The 15,413-nt window shown below is 64.5% G+C and carries 20 protein-coding genes; 12 read left to right on the top strand and 8 right to left on the bottom strand.

The genetic code is table 11. The features are described from left to right. Window position 1 precedes the first annotated feature (1 nt). The 5 genes from lipA to M2320_RS20735 all read right to left on the bottom strand — a co-directional run bounded on the left by lipA (window position 2) and on the right by M2320_RS20735 (window position 4,113). Window positions 2–988: a lipoyl synthase gene (lipA, locus tag M2320_RS20755; protein ID WP_264598917.1), complete on the bottom strand. Its 987-nt coding sequence runs from the start codon at window positions 986–988 to the stop codon at window positions 2–4. A gap of 52 nt (window positions 989–1,040) precedes the next feature. Beyond that, on the bottom strand, window positions 1,041–1,328 hold the full coding sequence (locus tag M2320_RS20750) for a DUF5076 domain-containing protein (RefSeq protein ID WP_184429228.1): 288 nt from the start codon (window positions 1,326–1,328) through the stop codon (window positions 1,041–1,043). A gap of 47 nt (window positions 1,329–1,375) precedes the next feature. Then, entirely contained in the window at window positions 1,376–2,719 is a 1,344-nt protein-coding gene (locus M2320_RS20745; RefSeq protein ID WP_264598916.1) for a pyruvate dehydrogenase complex E1 component subunit beta, read from the bottom strand. 9 nt (window positions 2,720–2,728) lie between these two features. Continuing rightward, a complete protein-coding gene (locus M2320_RS20740; RefSeq protein WP_184429230.1) occupies window positions 2,729–3,658 on the bottom strand; it encodes a thiamine pyrophosphate-dependent enzyme in 930 nt (309 codons plus the stop codon). A 104-nt stretch (window positions 3,659–3,762) separates the two neighbouring features. Next, window positions 3,763–4,113 (bottom strand): FtsB family cell division protein, encoded by a 351-nt coding sequence (locus tag M2320_RS20735; RefSeq protein ID WP_264598915.1) that lies wholly within the window; start codon window positions 4,111–4,113, stop codon window positions 3,763–3,765. A 147-nt stretch (window positions 4,114–4,260) separates the two neighbouring features. On the opposite strand from M2320_RS20735, the gene M2320_RS20730 reads away from it, so the two are divergent. Continuing rightward, window positions 4,261–4,464, top strand: coding sequence for a hypothetical protein (locus M2320_RS20730; protein ID WP_264598914.1), 204 nt, complete (start codon window positions 4,261–4,263; stop codon window positions 4,462–4,464). A 39-nt stretch (window positions 4,465–4,503) separates the two neighbouring features. On the opposite strand, the gene eno is transcribed toward M2320_RS20730, so the two are convergent. Continuing rightward, the gene (eno, locus tag M2320_RS20725; protein WP_184429233.1) at window positions 4,504–5,787 is read right to left on the bottom strand and encodes a phosphopyruvate hydratase; all 1,284 of its coding nucleotides are present in this window, start codon (window positions 5,785–5,787) and stop codon (window positions 4,504–4,506) included. A gap of 143 nt (window positions 5,788–5,930) precedes the next feature. Between eno and queF the strand changes: the two genes are divergently transcribed. The 8 genes from queF to M2320_RS20685 all read left to right on the top strand — a co-directional run bounded on the left by queF (window position 5,931) and on the right by M2320_RS20685 (window position 11,109). After that, window positions 5,931–6,392: a preQ(1) synthase gene (queF, locus tag M2320_RS20720; RefSeq protein WP_264598913.1), complete on the top strand. Its 462-nt coding sequence runs from the start codon at window positions 5,931–5,933 to the stop codon at window positions 6,390–6,392. 92 nt (window positions 6,393–6,484) lie between these two features. Next, window positions 6,485–6,955, top strand: a complete 471-nt coding sequence (locus M2320_RS20715) for a hypothetical protein (RefSeq protein WP_264598912.1) — start codon at window positions 6,485–6,487, stop codon at window positions 6,953–6,955. Beyond that, a complete protein-coding gene (locus M2320_RS20710; RefSeq protein ID WP_264598911.1) occupies window positions 6,924–7,061 on the top strand; it encodes a hypothetical protein in 138 nt (45 codons plus the stop codon). The genes M2320_RS20715 and M2320_RS20710 overlap by 32 nt, the downstream gene beginning before the upstream one ends. 507 nt (window positions 7,062–7,568) lie before the next feature. Next, entirely contained in the window at window positions 7,569–8,420 is an 852-nt protein-coding gene (sseA, locus tag M2320_RS20705; protein ID WP_264598910.1) for a 3-mercaptopyruvate sulfurtransferase, read from the top strand. 221 nt (window positions 8,421–8,641) lie between these two features. Beyond that, the gene (locus tag M2320_RS20700) at window positions 8,642–8,980 is read left to right on the top strand and encodes a P-II family nitrogen regulator (RefSeq protein ID WP_088518832.1); all 339 of its coding nucleotides are present in this window, start codon (window positions 8,642–8,644) and stop codon (window positions 8,978–8,980) included. 42 nt (window positions 8,981–9,022) lie between these two features. Then, a complete protein-coding gene (gene glnA, locus M2320_RS20695) occupies window positions 9,023–10,432 on the top strand; it encodes a type I glutamate--ammonia ligase (RefSeq protein ID WP_184429238.1) in 1,410 nt (469 codons plus the stop codon). 97 nt (window positions 10,433–10,529) lie between these two features. After that, window positions 10,530–10,790 (top strand): BrnT family toxin, encoded by a 261-nt coding sequence (locus M2320_RS20690; protein ID WP_264598909.1) that lies wholly within the window; start codon window positions 10,530–10,532, stop codon window positions 10,788–10,790. Then, window positions 10,771–11,109 carry a BrnA antitoxin family protein gene (locus tag M2320_RS20685; protein WP_264598908.1) on the top strand — a complete coding sequence of 113 codons (339 nt, stop codon included), beginning with the start codon at window positions 10,771–10,773 and terminating at the stop codon, window positions 11,107–11,109. The genes M2320_RS20690 and M2320_RS20685 overlap by 20 nt, the downstream gene beginning before the upstream one ends. 31 nt (window positions 11,110–11,140) lie before the next feature. On the opposite strand, the gene M2320_RS20680 is transcribed toward M2320_RS20685, so the two are convergent. Both M2320_RS20680 and M2320_RS20675 read right to left on the bottom strand, forming a co-directional pair. Continuing rightward, the gene (locus M2320_RS20680) at window positions 11,141–11,884 is read right to left on the bottom strand and encodes a competence/damage-inducible protein A (RefSeq protein ID WP_264598907.1); all 744 of its coding nucleotides are present in this window, start codon (window positions 11,882–11,884) and stop codon (window positions 11,141–11,143) included. Window positions 11,885–11,887: 3 nt separating this feature from the next. Then, window positions 11,888–12,736 carry an FkbM family methyltransferase gene (locus M2320_RS20675; protein WP_264598906.1) on the bottom strand — a complete coding sequence of 283 codons (849 nt, stop codon included), beginning with the start codon at window positions 12,734–12,736 and terminating at the stop codon, window positions 11,888–11,890. A gap of 152 nt (window positions 12,737–12,888) precedes the next feature. Here M2320_RS20675 and map point away from each other — a divergent pair, with 152 nt between their 5' ends. Genes map through pcaD form a run of 3 tightly spaced genes read left to right on the top strand, consistent with a single transcriptional unit; the run spans window position 12,889 to window position 15,194 of the window. Next, window positions 12,889–13,722 (top strand): type I methionyl aminopeptidase, encoded by an 834-nt coding sequence (map, locus tag M2320_RS20670; RefSeq protein WP_264598905.1) that lies wholly within the window; start codon window positions 12,889–12,891, stop codon window positions 13,720–13,722. Then, window positions 13,719–14,411: a RadC family protein gene (gene radC, locus M2320_RS20665; protein ID WP_264598904.1), complete on the top strand. Its 693-nt coding sequence runs from the start codon at window positions 13,719–13,721 to the stop codon at window positions 14,409–14,411. Before map ends, radC begins: the two co-directional genes overlap by 4 nt. A gap of 9 nt (window positions 14,412–14,420) precedes the next feature. Further along, window positions 14,421–15,194 carry a 3-oxoadipate enol-lactonase gene (gene pcaD / locus M2320_RS20660; RefSeq protein WP_264598903.1) on the top strand — a complete coding sequence of 258 codons (774 nt, stop codon included), beginning with the start codon at window positions 14,421–14,423 and terminating at the stop codon, window positions 15,192–15,194. Window positions 15,195–15,413: the final 219 nt, after the last annotated feature.

The raw sequence follows: 15,413 nt of genomic DNA, 5'->3' as shown, positions 1-15,413 counted from the left end.
GTCAGTCGGCCCCTCCCTGCCCGTTCTCTTGCCTCCGCTTGGCGCGCAGCCTGACAAAATCGTCGCCGGCGTGATGCGACGAGCGGGTCAAGGGCGAGGCCGAAACCAGGGAAAAGCCTTTTGTATAGGCGACGGTTTCATAGGCCTTGAACGCCTCGGGCGTGACGAACTCCTTGACCGGAAAGTGTTTTTTGGTCGGCTGCAAATATTGGCCGATGGTGAGGAAGTCGACCTCGGCCGAGCGCATGTCATCCATCAGCTGCAGCACTTCGTTGCGGGTCTCGCCCAGGCCGACCATGATCCCGGACTTGGTGAAAATCTCGGGGTCGAGTTCCTTGACCCGCTGCAGCAGCCGCAGCGAGTGGAAATAGCGCGCCCCAGGACGCACCGTGAGATAGTTGGAAGGCACCGTCTCGAGATTGTGGTTGAACACGTCGGGCTTGGCCGCGACCACCACCTCCAGCGCGCCGGGCTTGCGCAGGAAGTCGGGGGTCAGCACTTCAATCGTCGTTTTCGGGCTCAGCCGCCTGATGGCGGCGATGGTCGCGGCGAAATGCGCGGCGCCGCCGTCCGGCAGATCGTCGCGGTCGACCGAGGTCACCACCACATGCTGCAGGCCGAGCTTGGCGGTGGCTTCGCCAATGTGCTCGGGTTCGCCGGCGTCGAGCGCATGGGGCAGGCCCGTGGCGACATTGCAGAAGGCGCAGGCGCGCGTGCAAATCTCGCCCATGATCATGAAAGTGGCGTGCTTCTTGTCCCAGCACTCGCCCTGGTTCGGGCAATTCGCCTCTTCGCACACTGTGACGAGCTTGTTCGCCTTGACGATCGCTCTGGTTTCCGCCCAGCCGGGCGAGCCCGGCGCCTTGACGCGAATCCAGTCGGGCTTGCGCGCCACGGGCTGATCGGGCCGGTGCGCCTTTTCGGGATGGCGCGGACGGTCGCCGCTGTTGCGCGGGTCGGCGTTGAGCAGGTCGATCACGACGGGCATGGCGTTGTTCCGGTGCAAATCTTTTTTTTCATGCGCGGCGGCGCGGCGTCTGTCAATTGATCGGCGGCTGATCGAAGGAGACGCGGTCGAGTCCAGTCTCCAGCGCGATGCGCAATTCGGCCAGCGCTTCCTCGGCGGTCATCGGGGTTTCGTGAGCGTAAACCTGCGCCACCTGCATGGCGAGTTCGGCCAGCAGCCGCCCCCACATTTCCGGCTGCTCGAAGGCGCGCTGCATCGACAGCGTCAGGGCGCCGTTGCAGATGAACAGGCGCAGGATTTCGACCCCGCCGTGTTCCTCGACATCGGGGGGCGCGGACAGTTCGATTTTTTCCAGAGACATTGCTTTCCCTTTCGGCCGAGGACCGAAGGGCCACGGCGCCAAACTTTTTAGAGACCAAGGACTGATTTCAGCGCCGCCACGACGTCGCCGACCTGCGGCAAAGCCAGTTTCTCCAGATTGGCGGCATAGGGCGCCGGAACATCCTTGGCCGTGACCCGCAGCACCGGCGCGCGCAGCCGGTCGAAGGCGTCCTCCATCAGCCGCGCCGAAATCTCGGCGCCGACGCCGCCCTGCGGCCAGCCTTCCTCGACCACCACGCAGCGTCCAGTCCTCGCCACCGAAGCGATCACGCAGTCCATGTCAAGGGGCCGCAATGTGCGCAAGTCGATCACCTCGACATTGACGCCCTGCCCCGCCAAGAGTTCCGCCGCCCTCAAGGCCAGGGCGACGCCGCGCGAGAAGGAGACGACAGTGGCGTCGCTCCCGGGCCGCGCGATGGCGGCGACGCCGATCTCGACCAGCGCGTCCTCTTCGGCGGGCGCGTCGAAGGATTCGCCGTAGAGCTGTTCGTGTTCCAGGACAACCACCGGATTGGGGTCGCGGATCGCGGCCTTGAGCAAACCCTTGGCGTCCGCGGCGGTATAGGGCGCGACCACTTTCAGGCCGGGCACATGGGCGAACCAGGCGGAAAAATCCTGCGCATGCTGCGCGCCCGCCCGCGACCGCGCCCCATTGGGCCCACGAAACACGATCGGGCAGCTCAGCGCGCCGCCCGACATATACAGGGTCTTGGCCGCCGAATTGACGATATGGTCCAGCGCCTGCATGGCGAAATTGAAGGTCATGAACTCGATTACCGGCCGCAGGCCGGCGAAAGCCGCGCCCACGCCCAGCCCGGCGAAGGCGTGCTCGACAATGGGGGCGTCCACCACCCGCCGCGGGCCGAACTCCTGCAACAGGCCCTGGGTGACCTTGAACACGCCCTGATTCTGGCCGATGTCCTCGCCGAGCAGAAACACGCGGGAATCGCGGCGCATTTCCTCGGCCAGCGCCTGCCGCAGGGCCTCGCGCACCGTGATGCGGGTCGGCGCGGCCTCCGGCGCCGGTTTTGGTGTGGCGGCTGGTTTTGGCGGCGCCACAGGTTTTGGAGCGAGCGGCGTGGGCTCGGGCTCGGGCTCCGGTTCGGGCTCAGGCTCGCGTGCGAAAACCTCCGGCCCCGCCTGGATGGCGGCGATGGGCGCGTTGACCGCGACATTTTCCCCTTCGGGCGCGAGGATGCGCGCGAGCACGCCGGATTCCGCGGCTTCGACCTCGATCGTCGCCTTTTCCGTCTCGACTTCGGCCAAAATATCGCCGGCCTCGATGAACTCGCCCTCGCGCTTCAGCCAGCGGACGAGTTTTCCTTGTTTGATGTCGGGCGAGAGGGCGGGCATCAGCACATGGGTGGTCATGGCCGGTCTCTAGAGCAGAATGTCGGTCATGAGCTCGGATTCCTCCGGCTCGTCGCAACTCACCGCCTGGTCGGCGATTTCGGCGACCCGGGCGCGAATCTCCGCATCGACATGGCGCAGGTCCGCCTCGTCGGCGAGGCCCGCGCCCAGGATCGCCGCGCGCAGCCGCTCGACGGGATCGCGCTCGCCATGCGGGCGCCTCTGCTCGGCGGCGGCATGGCCGCGAAAGCGCTCGATGCGCATTTCCAGCAGCGTCGGGCCATTGCCGGCGCGCGCCCAGCCGAGCGCCCGCGCGGCGGCCTCGCGCACCGAGGTCAGGCACATGCCGTCGACCGCCTCGCCGGGAATGTTGAAGGCGGCGCCGCGCCGGGCGAGCGCCGGGCGCTCGTAATGCGGCAGGTTGTTCTCGATCACGAAGACGATGGGCAGGCTCCAGCGCTCGGCCATGACAAAACTCTCGGCGAGCTGGCCCTGGTCGGCGGCGCCGTCGCCGAGCAGAGCGACGCACACCTTGCCGTCGCCGCGATAGGCGTTGGCGAAGGCGAGGCCGGCTCCGATCGGCGCCTGCGCGCCAACAATCCCCTGCCCGCCAAAAAAATCGCGCTCCGGCGCATACATGTGCATCGAGCCGCCCTTGCCGCGCGAAACGCCGTAGCGGCGTCCGACCAGCTCGGCCATCACCGCGCGCGGGTCGGCGCCGCTGGCGAGCAGGTGGCCGTGCATGCGATAGGAGGCGATGAACTGGTCCCCGGGCCGCGCCGCCTGCCGCAGCCCGACGGCGACCGCCTCCTGGCCGACGCAGAGGTGGCAGAAGCCGCCGATCAGGCCCATGGCGAACATCTGGCCGGCCCGTTCCTCGAAACGGCGAATGAGCAGCATGGCGCGAAAGCTCGCCAGCAGATCGCCAGAGCCAAAATCCGCCAGCCTTTGCGTCGCCATTCTTCCTCCCGTCTCTTGAGCGGCGTCTGCCCGGACGATTCCATGAGAAAGCGTAGCAGAAGCGCAGGGAAATGCGAGTGGGGGCGGCGCGCGCGCCCAGCCGCTCAACGCCGCGTGGTCGAGCCGGTCGTTTCCGAACTGACGGAGGGCAGGAAGATCATCAGGTCGCTCTTGCCGACATGGTCGAGCAGCGTGCGCGCGCGTTCGTCGAGCAGGTCGCGGTCGATTTCCGGGCCGCGCAGCAGCGAGATGCGGTTGCGCCAATAATCCTCTTCCGCGCGCACCGCCTTCAGCTTGGCCTCGATCTCGGCCATTTCGCGACGGGTCGCCTGGTCGGCCTCGATGCCGCGCTGGCCGCGCGCGGCCTGCCAGACGAAATAGGACCCCACCACGCCGGAGAAGACGTAGAAGGCCAAGGGAATCAGAATGGCGGCGAGACGCGTGCGAACGACCATGGCGCATCTTCGCGCCTTTTGGTTAGGCGGCGGTTAACAGCCGATGAAGTCCCGCGGCGCCGAAGTTGAACCTCTTGGTCCAACCGGGGGCGACTGTCTCGTCGCGAGACATTTGTCCCCAACAATGTTCATCAATGGGACTCCGCCATGTCCAGATTGGGATTTTCCGTCGAAAAGAAGGCCCCGGCCCGGCCCGGCCGCGCTTCGGATGTCCGTGAGGTCATCTACCGGGACCAGAAGAGCGACCTGAGCTTCGTCGCGAGCATGTTCCTGCTCGGCCTGGCCCTGCTCGCCCTCGGCGCCTTTCACAATCAGGCGCACGCGCTGCTCGGTCCGATTTTCGGGTTCTGAAAATGCGAACGGCGCCCGAAGGCGCCGTTCCAATCTGCGTCAGGCCAGCGCCTTCAGCGCGCTGCGGCCGGCGTAAATCGCCTGCTTGCCCAGCTCCTCCTCGATGCGAATGAGCTGGTTGTATTTGGCCATGCGGTCTGAGCGGGCCAGCGACCCGGTCTTGATCTGCCCGCAATTGGTCGCCACCGCGAGATCGGCGATGGTGGAATCCTCGGTTTCGCCCGAGCGGTGCGACATCACGGCGGTGTAGCCGGCGCGATGCGCCATATCGACGGCGGCGAGCGTTTCGGTGAGCGAGCCGATCTGGTTGACCTTGATCAGGATCGAATTGGCCACGCCCTTCTTGATGCCCTCGCTGAGGATGCCGGTATTGGTGACGAAAATGTCGTCGCCGACGATCTGCACACGGCCGCCGATCAGGTCGGTGGTGATCTTCCAGCCTTCCCAATCCTGCTCGCCATTGCCGTCCTCGATGGTGACGATCGGATAGGCGTCGACGAGTTTCTTCAGATAGTCCGCCTGCTGCTGGATCGAGCGGACCACGCCCTCGCCTTCATAATGATAGGCGCCATCCTTGAAGAACTCGCTGGCGGCGGCGTCGAGGCCGAGCGCGATGTCCTGGCCGGGCTTGAAGCCGGCGGCTTCGATCGCCTTCACGACGAAATCCAGCGCGGCTTCGGCGGACGGCAGGTTGGGGGCGAAGCCGCCCTCGTCGCCGACATTGGTGTTGTGGCCGGCCTTCTTCAGCGAGGATTTCAGGGTGTGGAACACTTCCGCGCCCCAGCGCACCGCTTCCCGAATGGAATCGGCGCCGACCGGCATGATCATGAATTCCTGAAAATCGATGGGATTGTCGGCATGGGCGCCGCCGTTGATGATGTTCATCATCGGGGTCGGCAGCACGCGCGCCTGGGTCCCGCCGACATAGCGGTAAAGGGGAAGGCCGGCGGCGTCGGCGGCGGCCTTGGCGACCGCGAGCGAGACGCCCAGGATGGCGTTGGCGCCGAGACGGGCCTTGTTGGGCGTGCCGTCGAGTTCGATCATGGCGGTGTCGATGGCGACCTGGTCTTCGGCGTCGAGGCCCGAAATGGCGTCAAAAATTTCGCCATTGACCGATTCCACCGCCTTGAGCACGCCCTTGCCGAGGAAGCGAGCCTTGTCGCCGTCGCGCAGCTCAACCGCTTCGCGCGTGCCAGTCGAGGCGCCCGAGGGCACGGCGGCGCGGCCGAACGAACCGTCATCCAGGGTCACGTCGACTTCGACCGTAGGGTTTCCGCGCGAGTCCAAAATTTCGCGAGCGGTGATGTCGATGATCTCTGTCATATTGTTTCCCCTGGGCGTTGGCATTGCGCGCGTCATAGGCGAATTGCACGCAAGAAAAAAGAGGCGGAGCGCCGCAGTCGGCCAAAATCCTTGCGATACGGCGACGACCCGCCTAAATCCGGCGCCAAAGAGGTTTTTGTTCTATGGTCCACACACATGACGGCGCCGATCTGCTCGGCAAACAGGCCCAGGCGCCGAAAAGCCCCGAGGAGGCCGAACTCGACCGCGTGCCCAACCCGCACCCGGACGTCGTCTATCTCGCCCGCTTCGTCCAGCCGGAATTCACCTCGCTCTGCCCGGTGACGGGACAGCCGGATTTCGCCCATCTGGTGATCGACTATGCGCCGGACCAGTTTCTGGTCGAGTCGAAATCGCTCAAGTTTTATCTCGCCTCGTTCCGCAACCACGGCGCCTTTCACGAGGATTGCACCATCCGCATCGCCAAGGATTTGGTCGCGGCGCTGAACCCGCGCTGGCTGCGCATCGGCGGCTATTGGTATCCGCGCGGCGGCATGCCCATCGACGTGTTTTGGCAGACCGGCGAACCGCCGAAAGGCCTGTGGCTGCCGGACCAGGGGGTCCCGAGCTATCGCGGCCGGGGGTAAAGGGGACTGGATCGCATTGCGTGGGCGAGCGCGAAAGACTTGACGCATTCCTGCGCGCAATGCGTTCCTGTCCCGCCCCGGGGAGCCGCGCCATGTCGACAAGACGCATTTGCTTCGCTGCGGCGCTTTGGCTTTCCCTAGCGCCCGCGATGGCGGAAAGCCTGCGAAGCGCTTTCACGGACTTCGACACCGCCAAATGCCGGCGTGAAAAGGGCGACGCCCCCGAGGATTACGGGACCTGGACCTGCACCGGCTACGGACGCTTCAAGGTGATCCTGAGCGCCGGCGACCAGAAAATGTCGGTGGCTTTTTCCGACGGCGAGGCGGGCGAATGGCGTTCCTTCCCCGCCGCCAACACTGTTTATAAAGGCAAGGTCGAGTGGCGGCTCGAGGACGGCCGCCCCTTCGCGACCATTTTGCGCTGGAACGTCGCCGCCCAAGCCGACATCGACAAGGCGACGGGACCGTTCACGCCCTCCGGCCGGGTGCTGGTGGTGTCGCGCCGGCGGTCCAAGCTGCCTCATCGGCTATGTGGACGCGCGCGCCAATGCCAAGGCCATTGAACTGGCGCGCCAGATCGCCGACGAAAACGCCCGGACTTTTAGATGCGGCGTGGACAGGCCGGTGGTGCGCGGCGCGGTGACGCCGGGCCTCGCCTTGCCGGATTGACGCGCCGTTCGCCCCATTTCTGCGAAGCGAAGCCATCCAGCACCCTCGTGCGTCCCCACCGGCGCGGCCCGGAAAAATGGTGGTTCGCGTGGTATTTTTATGGTTCGTATCGCGCCGCGGCAGAGGGGTGTTTTTGCGAAATTGCCACCTGGGGTTGAGCGCGAACTGCGAAAAAGTGATCGAAATCGCGTGTTTTTCTGCATTTTTGTGAAAGAAACGCGCAAAAAACGTCGTGTTTCGCGATGACAACCTAGAAGTTGTGGCGCGGGCGGGATGGAAGGCGCGCCGTCACCACGCGAAATTTTTGTCCTAGGATCAATACCTTGCGCTAAAACGTTTCACATCGAACATATCGGGAACAAAAAATCGCCATTTGTCAACCCCGGCCGATTCGTTTTCACTTTTCACTGCCGCGCGTTTTTTGGCCCCGCCATTCCCCCGCGTCTTTCTGCGGGGGTTTTTTCCGCCCGCCGTTGCGCTAATTTGCGCGCTCCAATGGAGATGCGCATGACGGGTTTGAACGAGACATATCTGGTTTCCACGGATTGGCTGGCGCAGCATCTGGGCACGCCGGGCCTCGCCATCGTCGACGCCTCCTGGCATCTGCCGGCGACGGGGCGCAACGGCGCGGAAGAGTTTTTAGGCCAGCACATCCCCCACGCCGTGCATTTCGACATCGACGCCATCGCCGACAAGACCAGCGCCCTGCCGCACATGCTGCCCGACGCCATCGCCTTCTCCTCGGCCGTGCGCAAACTCGGCATCGGCGACGGCATGAAAATCGTCGTCTACGATTCCCTCGGCCTGTTTTCGGCGCCCCGCGTCTGGTGGACATTTCGAGTCTTCGGCGTGCGCGACGTCGTCGTCCTCGACGGCGGCCTGCCCAAATGGCTGGCGGAAAACCGTCCCGTGGAGGACGGGCCGGCCCAGCCGCAGCCGCGCCATTTCACCGCCCGAATCGACCATCGCCTGATCGCCTCGCTCAGCGACATGCGCGCCGCCTCGAAGGGGGGCGCGCAGATCGTCGACGCCCGCTCCGCCGCCCGGTTCCAGGGCGACGAGATCGAGCCGCGCCCCGGCCTGCGCTCCGGCCATATTCCCGGCGCCCGCAATCTCCCCTGGGGCGAGGTGGTCCAGGATGGACGGCTGCGCCCCCCCGCCGAGCTGGAGGCCGCCTTCGCCAAGGCGGGGATCGACACGGACAAGCCCGTGCTGACCACCTGCGGCTCCGGCGTCAGTGCCTCAATTTTGTCCTTTGCGCTCGCCAACGCCGGCCATGACATCGCGCCGGTCTATGACGGCTCCTGGTCGGAATGGGGACAGGCGTCCGACCGCCCGGTCGCAATCGGCCCCGCGTGACGCCAAATGGCGGGAAAGCGGCGGCGGCGCCGCCTTCCCGCGCAAGATGTGCGACCTTTCGCCATTTGCACAGGTTTTAGACAGTTTTGCTTATTCTCACGGCAATTTGCGAAAAAATCACTCCCTGGCGCGCTGGCAAGCAAAGCGTTGCGGTGCTATGACGCTCGGGTTCCGCGCGGGAGCTGAAAAAACCCGCGTTTGACAGGGAGAAGCCCCCGGGAATGAAAAAAGTCGAAGCGATCATCAAGCCTTTCAAGCTCGACGAGGTGAAAGAGGCGCTTCAGGAAGCCGGACTTCATGGCATTACGGTCACCGAGGCCAAGGGGTTTGGACGCCAGAAGGGTCATACGGAGCTGTATCGCGGCGCCGAATATGTCGTGGACTTCCTCCCAAAAGTGAAGATCGAACTGGTCCTGGCCGACGAAGCCGTCGAGCGCGCCGTCGAGGCGATCCGCAAGGCGGCGCAAACCGGCCGAATTGGCGACGGAAAAATCTTCATTTCCAACATCGAAGGCGCAATCCGCATCCGCACCGGCGAGACCGGCGTGGACGCCGTCTGATCCTTTTCCTCCCCAAAACGTCATCTTCTCAAGAGGCGCAATATGACGACTGCCAAGGACGTTCTGAAGAAAATCAAGGACGAAGACATCAAGTATGTCGATCTCCGCTTTACCGATCCGAAGGGCAAGTGGCAGCACGTCACCTTCGACATCGCGATGGTCGACGAGGAATTCTTCGCCGAAGGCCAGATGTTCGACGGCTCCTCGATCGCCGGCTGGAAGGCGATCAACGAATCCGACATGAAGCTGATGCCCGATCCGGCCACCGCCTTCGTCGACCCCTTCTTCTCCGCCTCGACCCTGTCGATCACCTGCGACGTGCTCGAGCCGATGACCGGCGAGCCCTACAACCGCGATCCGCGCGGCATCGCCAAGAAGGCGGAAGCCTATCTGAAGTCCTCGGGCATCGGCGACACCGCCTTCTTCGGCCCGGAAGCCGAATTCTTCGTCTTCGACGACGTCCGCTTCAAGGCCGACCCCTACAACACGGGCTTCGTCCTCGACCACACCGAACTGCCGTCGAACTCCGACACCCCCTATGAGGGCGGCAACCTCGGCCACCGCGTCCGCACCAAGGGCGGCTATTTCCCGGTTCCCCCGGTCGATTCCTGCCAGGACATGCGCGGCGAGATGCTGGCGGCCATGGCGGCGATGGGCTGCAAGGTCGAAAAGCACCACCACGAAGTGGCCTCCGCGCAGCATGAGCTGGGCCTGAAGTTCGGCACGCTGACCACGATGGCCGACCACATGCAGATCTACAAATACGCGATCCATCAGGTCGCGAACTCGTATGGCAAGACCGCCACCTTCATGCCGAAGCCGATCTACGGCGACAACGGCTCGGGCATGCACGTCCACCAGTCCATCTGGAAGAACGGCAAGCCGACCATGGCGGGCGACAAATACGCGGACCTCTCGCAGGAATGCTTGTACTATATCGGCGGCATCATCCGTCACGCCAAGGCGCTCAACGCCTTCACCAACCCGTCGACCAACTCCTACAAGCGTCTGGTCCCCGGCTTCGAAGCCCCGGTTCTGCTGGCCTATTCCGCCCGCAACCGTTCGGCCTCCTGCCGTATTCCGTGGACGAACAACCCGAAGGCCAAGCGCGTCGAGGTTCGCTTCCCCGATCCGACCGCCAATCCGTATCTGGCCTTCGCGGCCATGCTGATGGCCGGCCTCGACGGCATCGTGAACAAGATCGATCCGGGCGCCGCGATGGACAAGGACTTGTATGACCTGCCCCCGCGCGAACTGAAGAAGATCCCGACCGTGTGCGGCTCGCTGCGCCAGGCTCTGGAAAGCCTCGACAAGGACCGCGCCTTCCTCAAGGCGGGCGACGTGTTCAACGACGACTTTATCGACGCTTACATCGAGCTGAAGATGCAGGAAGTCTATCGCACCGACATGACCCCGCATCCGGTCGAATACGACATGTACTATTCCGTCTGATTTTTTCGGATCGACGCGAAGGAAGGGCGGCCGCGAGGCCGCCCTTTTTGTTTTGGGCGCGATTGACGGGCCGGAACAGATGTAGCTACAATTTGTTATGGTCATCACATGGGACGAACGGAAGCGTCTCGCCAACCTCGCCAAGCACGGGCTGGATTTCAGCGACCTGACGCCGGAATTTTTCCAAAGCTCCATCGTCTTTCCGGCGAAAGCGGGTCGACATCTCGCCATTGGGCGGATGGGCAACGTCTATTTCGCCGCTGTGGTGTTCGTCCCGCTGGGCTCCGAAGCGATTTCAGTCGTTTCCATGCGTCCGGCGAGCAAGAAGGAGCGTGATTATGCCCGCAAGAAAGCGTGAGTTCGAGCCGGGGCAAGGCTTTACCAGGGAAGACTGGGACGAGGTTTCGGAGAATCCGGAACTCTCCGAGGCCGAACTGGCGCAGGCGCGGCCTTTCAGCGAGGCCTTCCCCGCCCTGGCTGAGAGCATCAGGAAGACGCGGGGCAAGCAGAAGGCCCCGACGAAGGAATTGGTGAGCCTTCGCCTCGATCGCGCGACGCTCGCCGCCTTCCGCGCCACCGGCCCCGGTTGGCAGTCGCGGATTGACGCCGCTCTACGGGAGGCTATCGCCGACAAGACGCCGCGGGCGCCGGCGCAGAAACTGAAAGAGCAGACATGAAGCCTACTGCAAGGTCGCCTTCATCCCGCGCTCACAGCCTGTGCCGCTGCGCCGTTTCCTCGAGCAGCGCCGCGACATCGGCCTCCGCCGCCGCCAGCGCATCAGCCTCCTTGCACCTCAGCACCACCTGGTTGACGAACCGCCCATCCTGCAAGCGCGGGTAAGACCCGATCGACACGCTCGGATGTTTTTTCGCCAGCGCCGCCAAGCCCTCGCCATAGGCGCCCTCGGGCAGGCCATGAGCGTCGAGCGTCGCCGAAATCATCGGCGTCCCCCGCGAAATCTTGGGCGCGACGCCGTCGAGCATGGCCTGCATGATAAAGGGCACGCCGGCCATCACGATCACATTGCCGATCCAGAACCCGGGCGCGCGCGACACCGGATTGTCCACCAGCGCGGCGCCATGCGGAATGCGCGCCATGCGCCGGCGCGCCGCGTTCAAATCCTCCGGTTTGATACGCTCCAGCAGAAGCGCAATGGCGCGCGGGTCTTCGGAAATCTCGACCCCAAACGCCTTGGCGACGGCGTCGGCGGTGATGTCGTCATGGGTCGGCCCGATGCCGCCGGTCGTGAAAACATAGCTGTATTTCGCCCGCAAGGCGTTCACTGCGGCGACAATCTCCTCCTCGTCGTCGGCGACCACGCGGATTTCACGCAGGTCCACGCCGATCTGGGTGAGGAAATGGGCGATATAGCCGCTGTTGGTGTCTTTGGTGCGGCCAGACAAAATTTCATCGCCGATCACCAGCACGGCGGCGGTCACGGTCTCGCTCATGGCTCACTCTCGCTCATAAAACAGATAGGAGCGGCTGCGCGCGATGCGCCGGTAGCCTCTCGCGGACAGCAGGCCGCGCAGGTCGGCGTCCCATTTGCCCGGCGAAAACGCCAGGATCAGCGCGCGTGGCCACAAATCCTCGGATTCTTGGGTCAGGAACGGCTCCAGCGCCAAATCCTCGGCCCCCTCGATGTCGAGTTTCAGCAGGTCGATGGAGCCGAACCCCTCGTCGCGGGCGAGCGTCGCCAGCGATTTCACCGCCACTTTCGCCTGCCCGCCGCCGCCCTCGACATTGACCATGCGAATCGAGCTTTCCGAGAGGTCATAAGGGTTGAAGAACAAAACCGCTTCGCCCTCCGAATCGGCGGCGGCGCAATTGAGCGCCTTGACCGAGGGGGCGTCGTTCTGGCGGAGGTTGAACACCATGCGCTCATAAAGGGTCGGCTGCGGCTCGACGGCGAGAATCCGGGCGCCCGGCCCCGCCCGCAAGGCGACAAACAGGCTCGTCGCGCCGCAGCCCGCGCCGACGTCCAAAAACGTCATTTCGGAGCGAATCTGCGCGGCGACAAAAGCGCGCTCGTCGCGGTCAGCATATTGCGGCGTGAACAGCAGGCGTTTTTCGCAGGCGTCATTGAAGGGATAGAGACGCATGCGCGCGGCGATCGGCTCGACCGTCACGTCCACAGGCGCCGCGCGCAGCCGCCGCAAGCCGAAACCGCGCGCGATCAGGGCGCCGCGCTGCGCCAGCCAGTGGGTGCCGGCATTGCAGGTGTAGTCGAGCAGCCGCCGGGTCAATCCGCGCGGCCGATGCGCGCCAAAAGGCGAAAAATCGTTTTTCGACGCAGCAAACATGTTGTCTTTGTAGCAGCGGCCCCACAGACTTCCAAGCGCGCGCCCACGCGGTCGATGCGCGCAAAGACAGCGCGGCCTTGCGCGCTCCGGTAAAACGTCTAAATCTGGGAACTGAATAACCCCGTGCGGCCGAGCCGCTGGAAGAAGCCAAGATGAACTTTATCGAAGCCGACGCCGAACCGCGTCGCAAGAGCGGCCAAATTCGCCTGCACGGCCCCGAGGCGTTCGAGGGCATGCGCAAGGCGGGCCGGCTGGCCGCCGAAGCCCTCGATCTCATGGCCGAGGCCGCCCAACCCGGCGTCACCACCGCCGCGCTGGACAGGCTGGCGTTCGAATTCGGCATGGACAACGGCGCCTATTGCGCGCCGCTCGACTATCGCGGCTATCGCAAGGCGATCTGCACCTCAATCAACCATGTGGTCTGCCACGGCATTCCCGACGACAAGCCGATGCGCGAAGGCGACATCGTCAACATCGACGTCACCTATATTTTGGATGGCTGGCACGGCGATTCCAGCCGCATGTATTGCATCGGCGAGGTCCCGCGCCGCGCCCAGCGGCTGATCGAAGTCACCTATGAAGCGCTGATGCGCGGCATTGCGGTGGTCAAGCCCGGCGCGACCACGGGCGACATCGGCTTCGCCATTCAAACCTATGCGGAATCCGAGCGCTGTTCGATCGTCAAGGAATTCTGCGGCCACGGCCTGGGAAAACTGTTCCACGACGAGCCGAACATTCTGCATTACGGCCACAAGGGCCAGGGCGCAGTGCTGCGCGAAGGCATGTTCTTCACCATCGAGCCGATGATCAACCTGGGCAAGGCTCCCGTAAAGGTGCTGGGCGACGGCTGGACGGCCGTGACCCGCGACCGCTCGCTCTCCGCCCAGTTCGAGCACGCCATCGGGGTCACCGCCGACGGCTGCGAGATCTTCACCGCGTCGCCAAAAGGGCTGCATTGTCCCCCGTACACCGGGACGGCGGGATGAACGATGTTCCGGCGCCAGCGAACCTGAACGCCGGTCATCGCGAACGCCTGCGGGAGCGTTTCCTCCAGGGCGGCCCAGACGCCCTGCCCGACTACGAGCTTCTGGAACTCCTGCTGTTTCGCGCCATTCCGCGGCGCGACGTCAAGTCGATCGCCAAAATGCTGCTGCAGAAATTCGGCTCCTTCGCCGAAGTGATCGCCGCCGCCCCGGCCCGGCTCAAGGAAGTCGATTATGTCGGCGACACCGTGATCGCCGAGCTCAAAATCGTCGAGGCCGCGGCGCTGCGGCTGTCGCGCGAGAGCATGAAGAAAAAACTCACGCTCGGCTCCTTCGCCCAGGTCTTGGACTATTGCCGCTCGGCCATGGCCTATTTGGAAACCGAGGAATTTCGCGTGCTGTTCCTCGACAAGAAGAACGGCCTGCTCGCCGACGAAGTGCAGGGGCGCGGCACGGTGGACCACACCCCGGTCTATCCCCGCGAAATCGTGCGCCGGGCCCTGGAGCTGAACGCCAGCGCGGTGATTTTAGTGCACAATCACCCCTCCGGCGACCCTACGCCCTCGCAAGCCGACATCATGATGACCGAAACCATCGTCAGCGTGGCGAAGCCGCTAGGCGTGAACGTCCACGACCACCTGATCATCGGCCGCAACGGCCATGCGAGCTTTCGCGCGCTAAAACTCTTCTGAGGTTTGTTGATGAGCCGCCTGCAAATCGGCGAGGCCGAAATCAATTTTGCCCTTTCCGGCCCGGAGGACGCCCCAGTCCTGGTTCTCGCCCACCCGCTCGGCGCCGATCTGAGCGTCTGGAGCGAAGTCTCCGCCCGGCTCGCCGAAAGCTTCCAGATTCTGGCGTTCGACTGCCGAGGCCATGGCGGCAGTTTCAAGCCGGCCGGCCCCTACACGCTCGACGATCTCGGCGGCGATCTTTTGGCGCTGCTGGATTCGCTGGCGATCGCGCGCGCACACTTTTGCGGGCTGTCGATGGGCGGCCTGCTCGGCCAATGGTTTTTGACCCACGCGCCGCAACGGCTGGAGAAATTGGTCCTCGCCAATACGGCGGCGCACCTTCCGGACGCCGCGGCCTGGAACGGCCGCATCGCGGCGGTGGCGGAGGGCGGGGTCAAGGCGCTGCGGCCGGCGATCCTGCCGCGCTGGCTCAGCGAAGCTTTTCGCTCGGCGCATACCGAGGTCGCGGCAAAAATCTCGGATCTGCTCGACGCCTGCGACGCCGGCGGCTACGCCGGCTGCTGCGCGGCGCTGCGCGACGCGGATTTCCGCCAAACGCTCCCCACGGCCGCGAAAAAAGACATTCTGGTGATCGTTGGCGAAGCCGACGGCTCGACGCCGCCGCCGATGGGCGAGGAGCTGGCGTCGCTCGCCGGCGCGCAACTGGCGCGCCTGAAAGCGGCCCATCTCTCCTGCGTGGAAGACGCGGACGGCTTTGCCGCGCTGCTGAGAAACTTTCTCTAAGCCGCAGCCCTCCTTCTCCCCTTGCGGGAGAAGGTGGATCGGCGGCGATAGCCGCCGAGACGGATGAGGGGTTTTTAGCCTGCGACGGCGGGAAGAACCCCTCATCCGGCCCCTTCGGGCCCACCTTCTCCCGCAAGGCTACGGCATTCACGAAAGTGATTCCCTTTTTGTCAGAGACCTGATTCCCTGAGCTTGGCTTTCATTGATGGAGGCTGAGCA

It is taken from the genome of Rhodoblastus acidophilus (assembly GCF_025961575.1).
GTDB lineage: Bacteria > Pseudomonadota > Alphaproteobacteria > Rhizobiales > Beijerinckiaceae > Rhodoblastus > Rhodoblastus acidophilus_C.
Note: the sequence above shows the minus strand (reverse complement) of the source record. Positions and strands in the feature narration are given on the sequence as shown.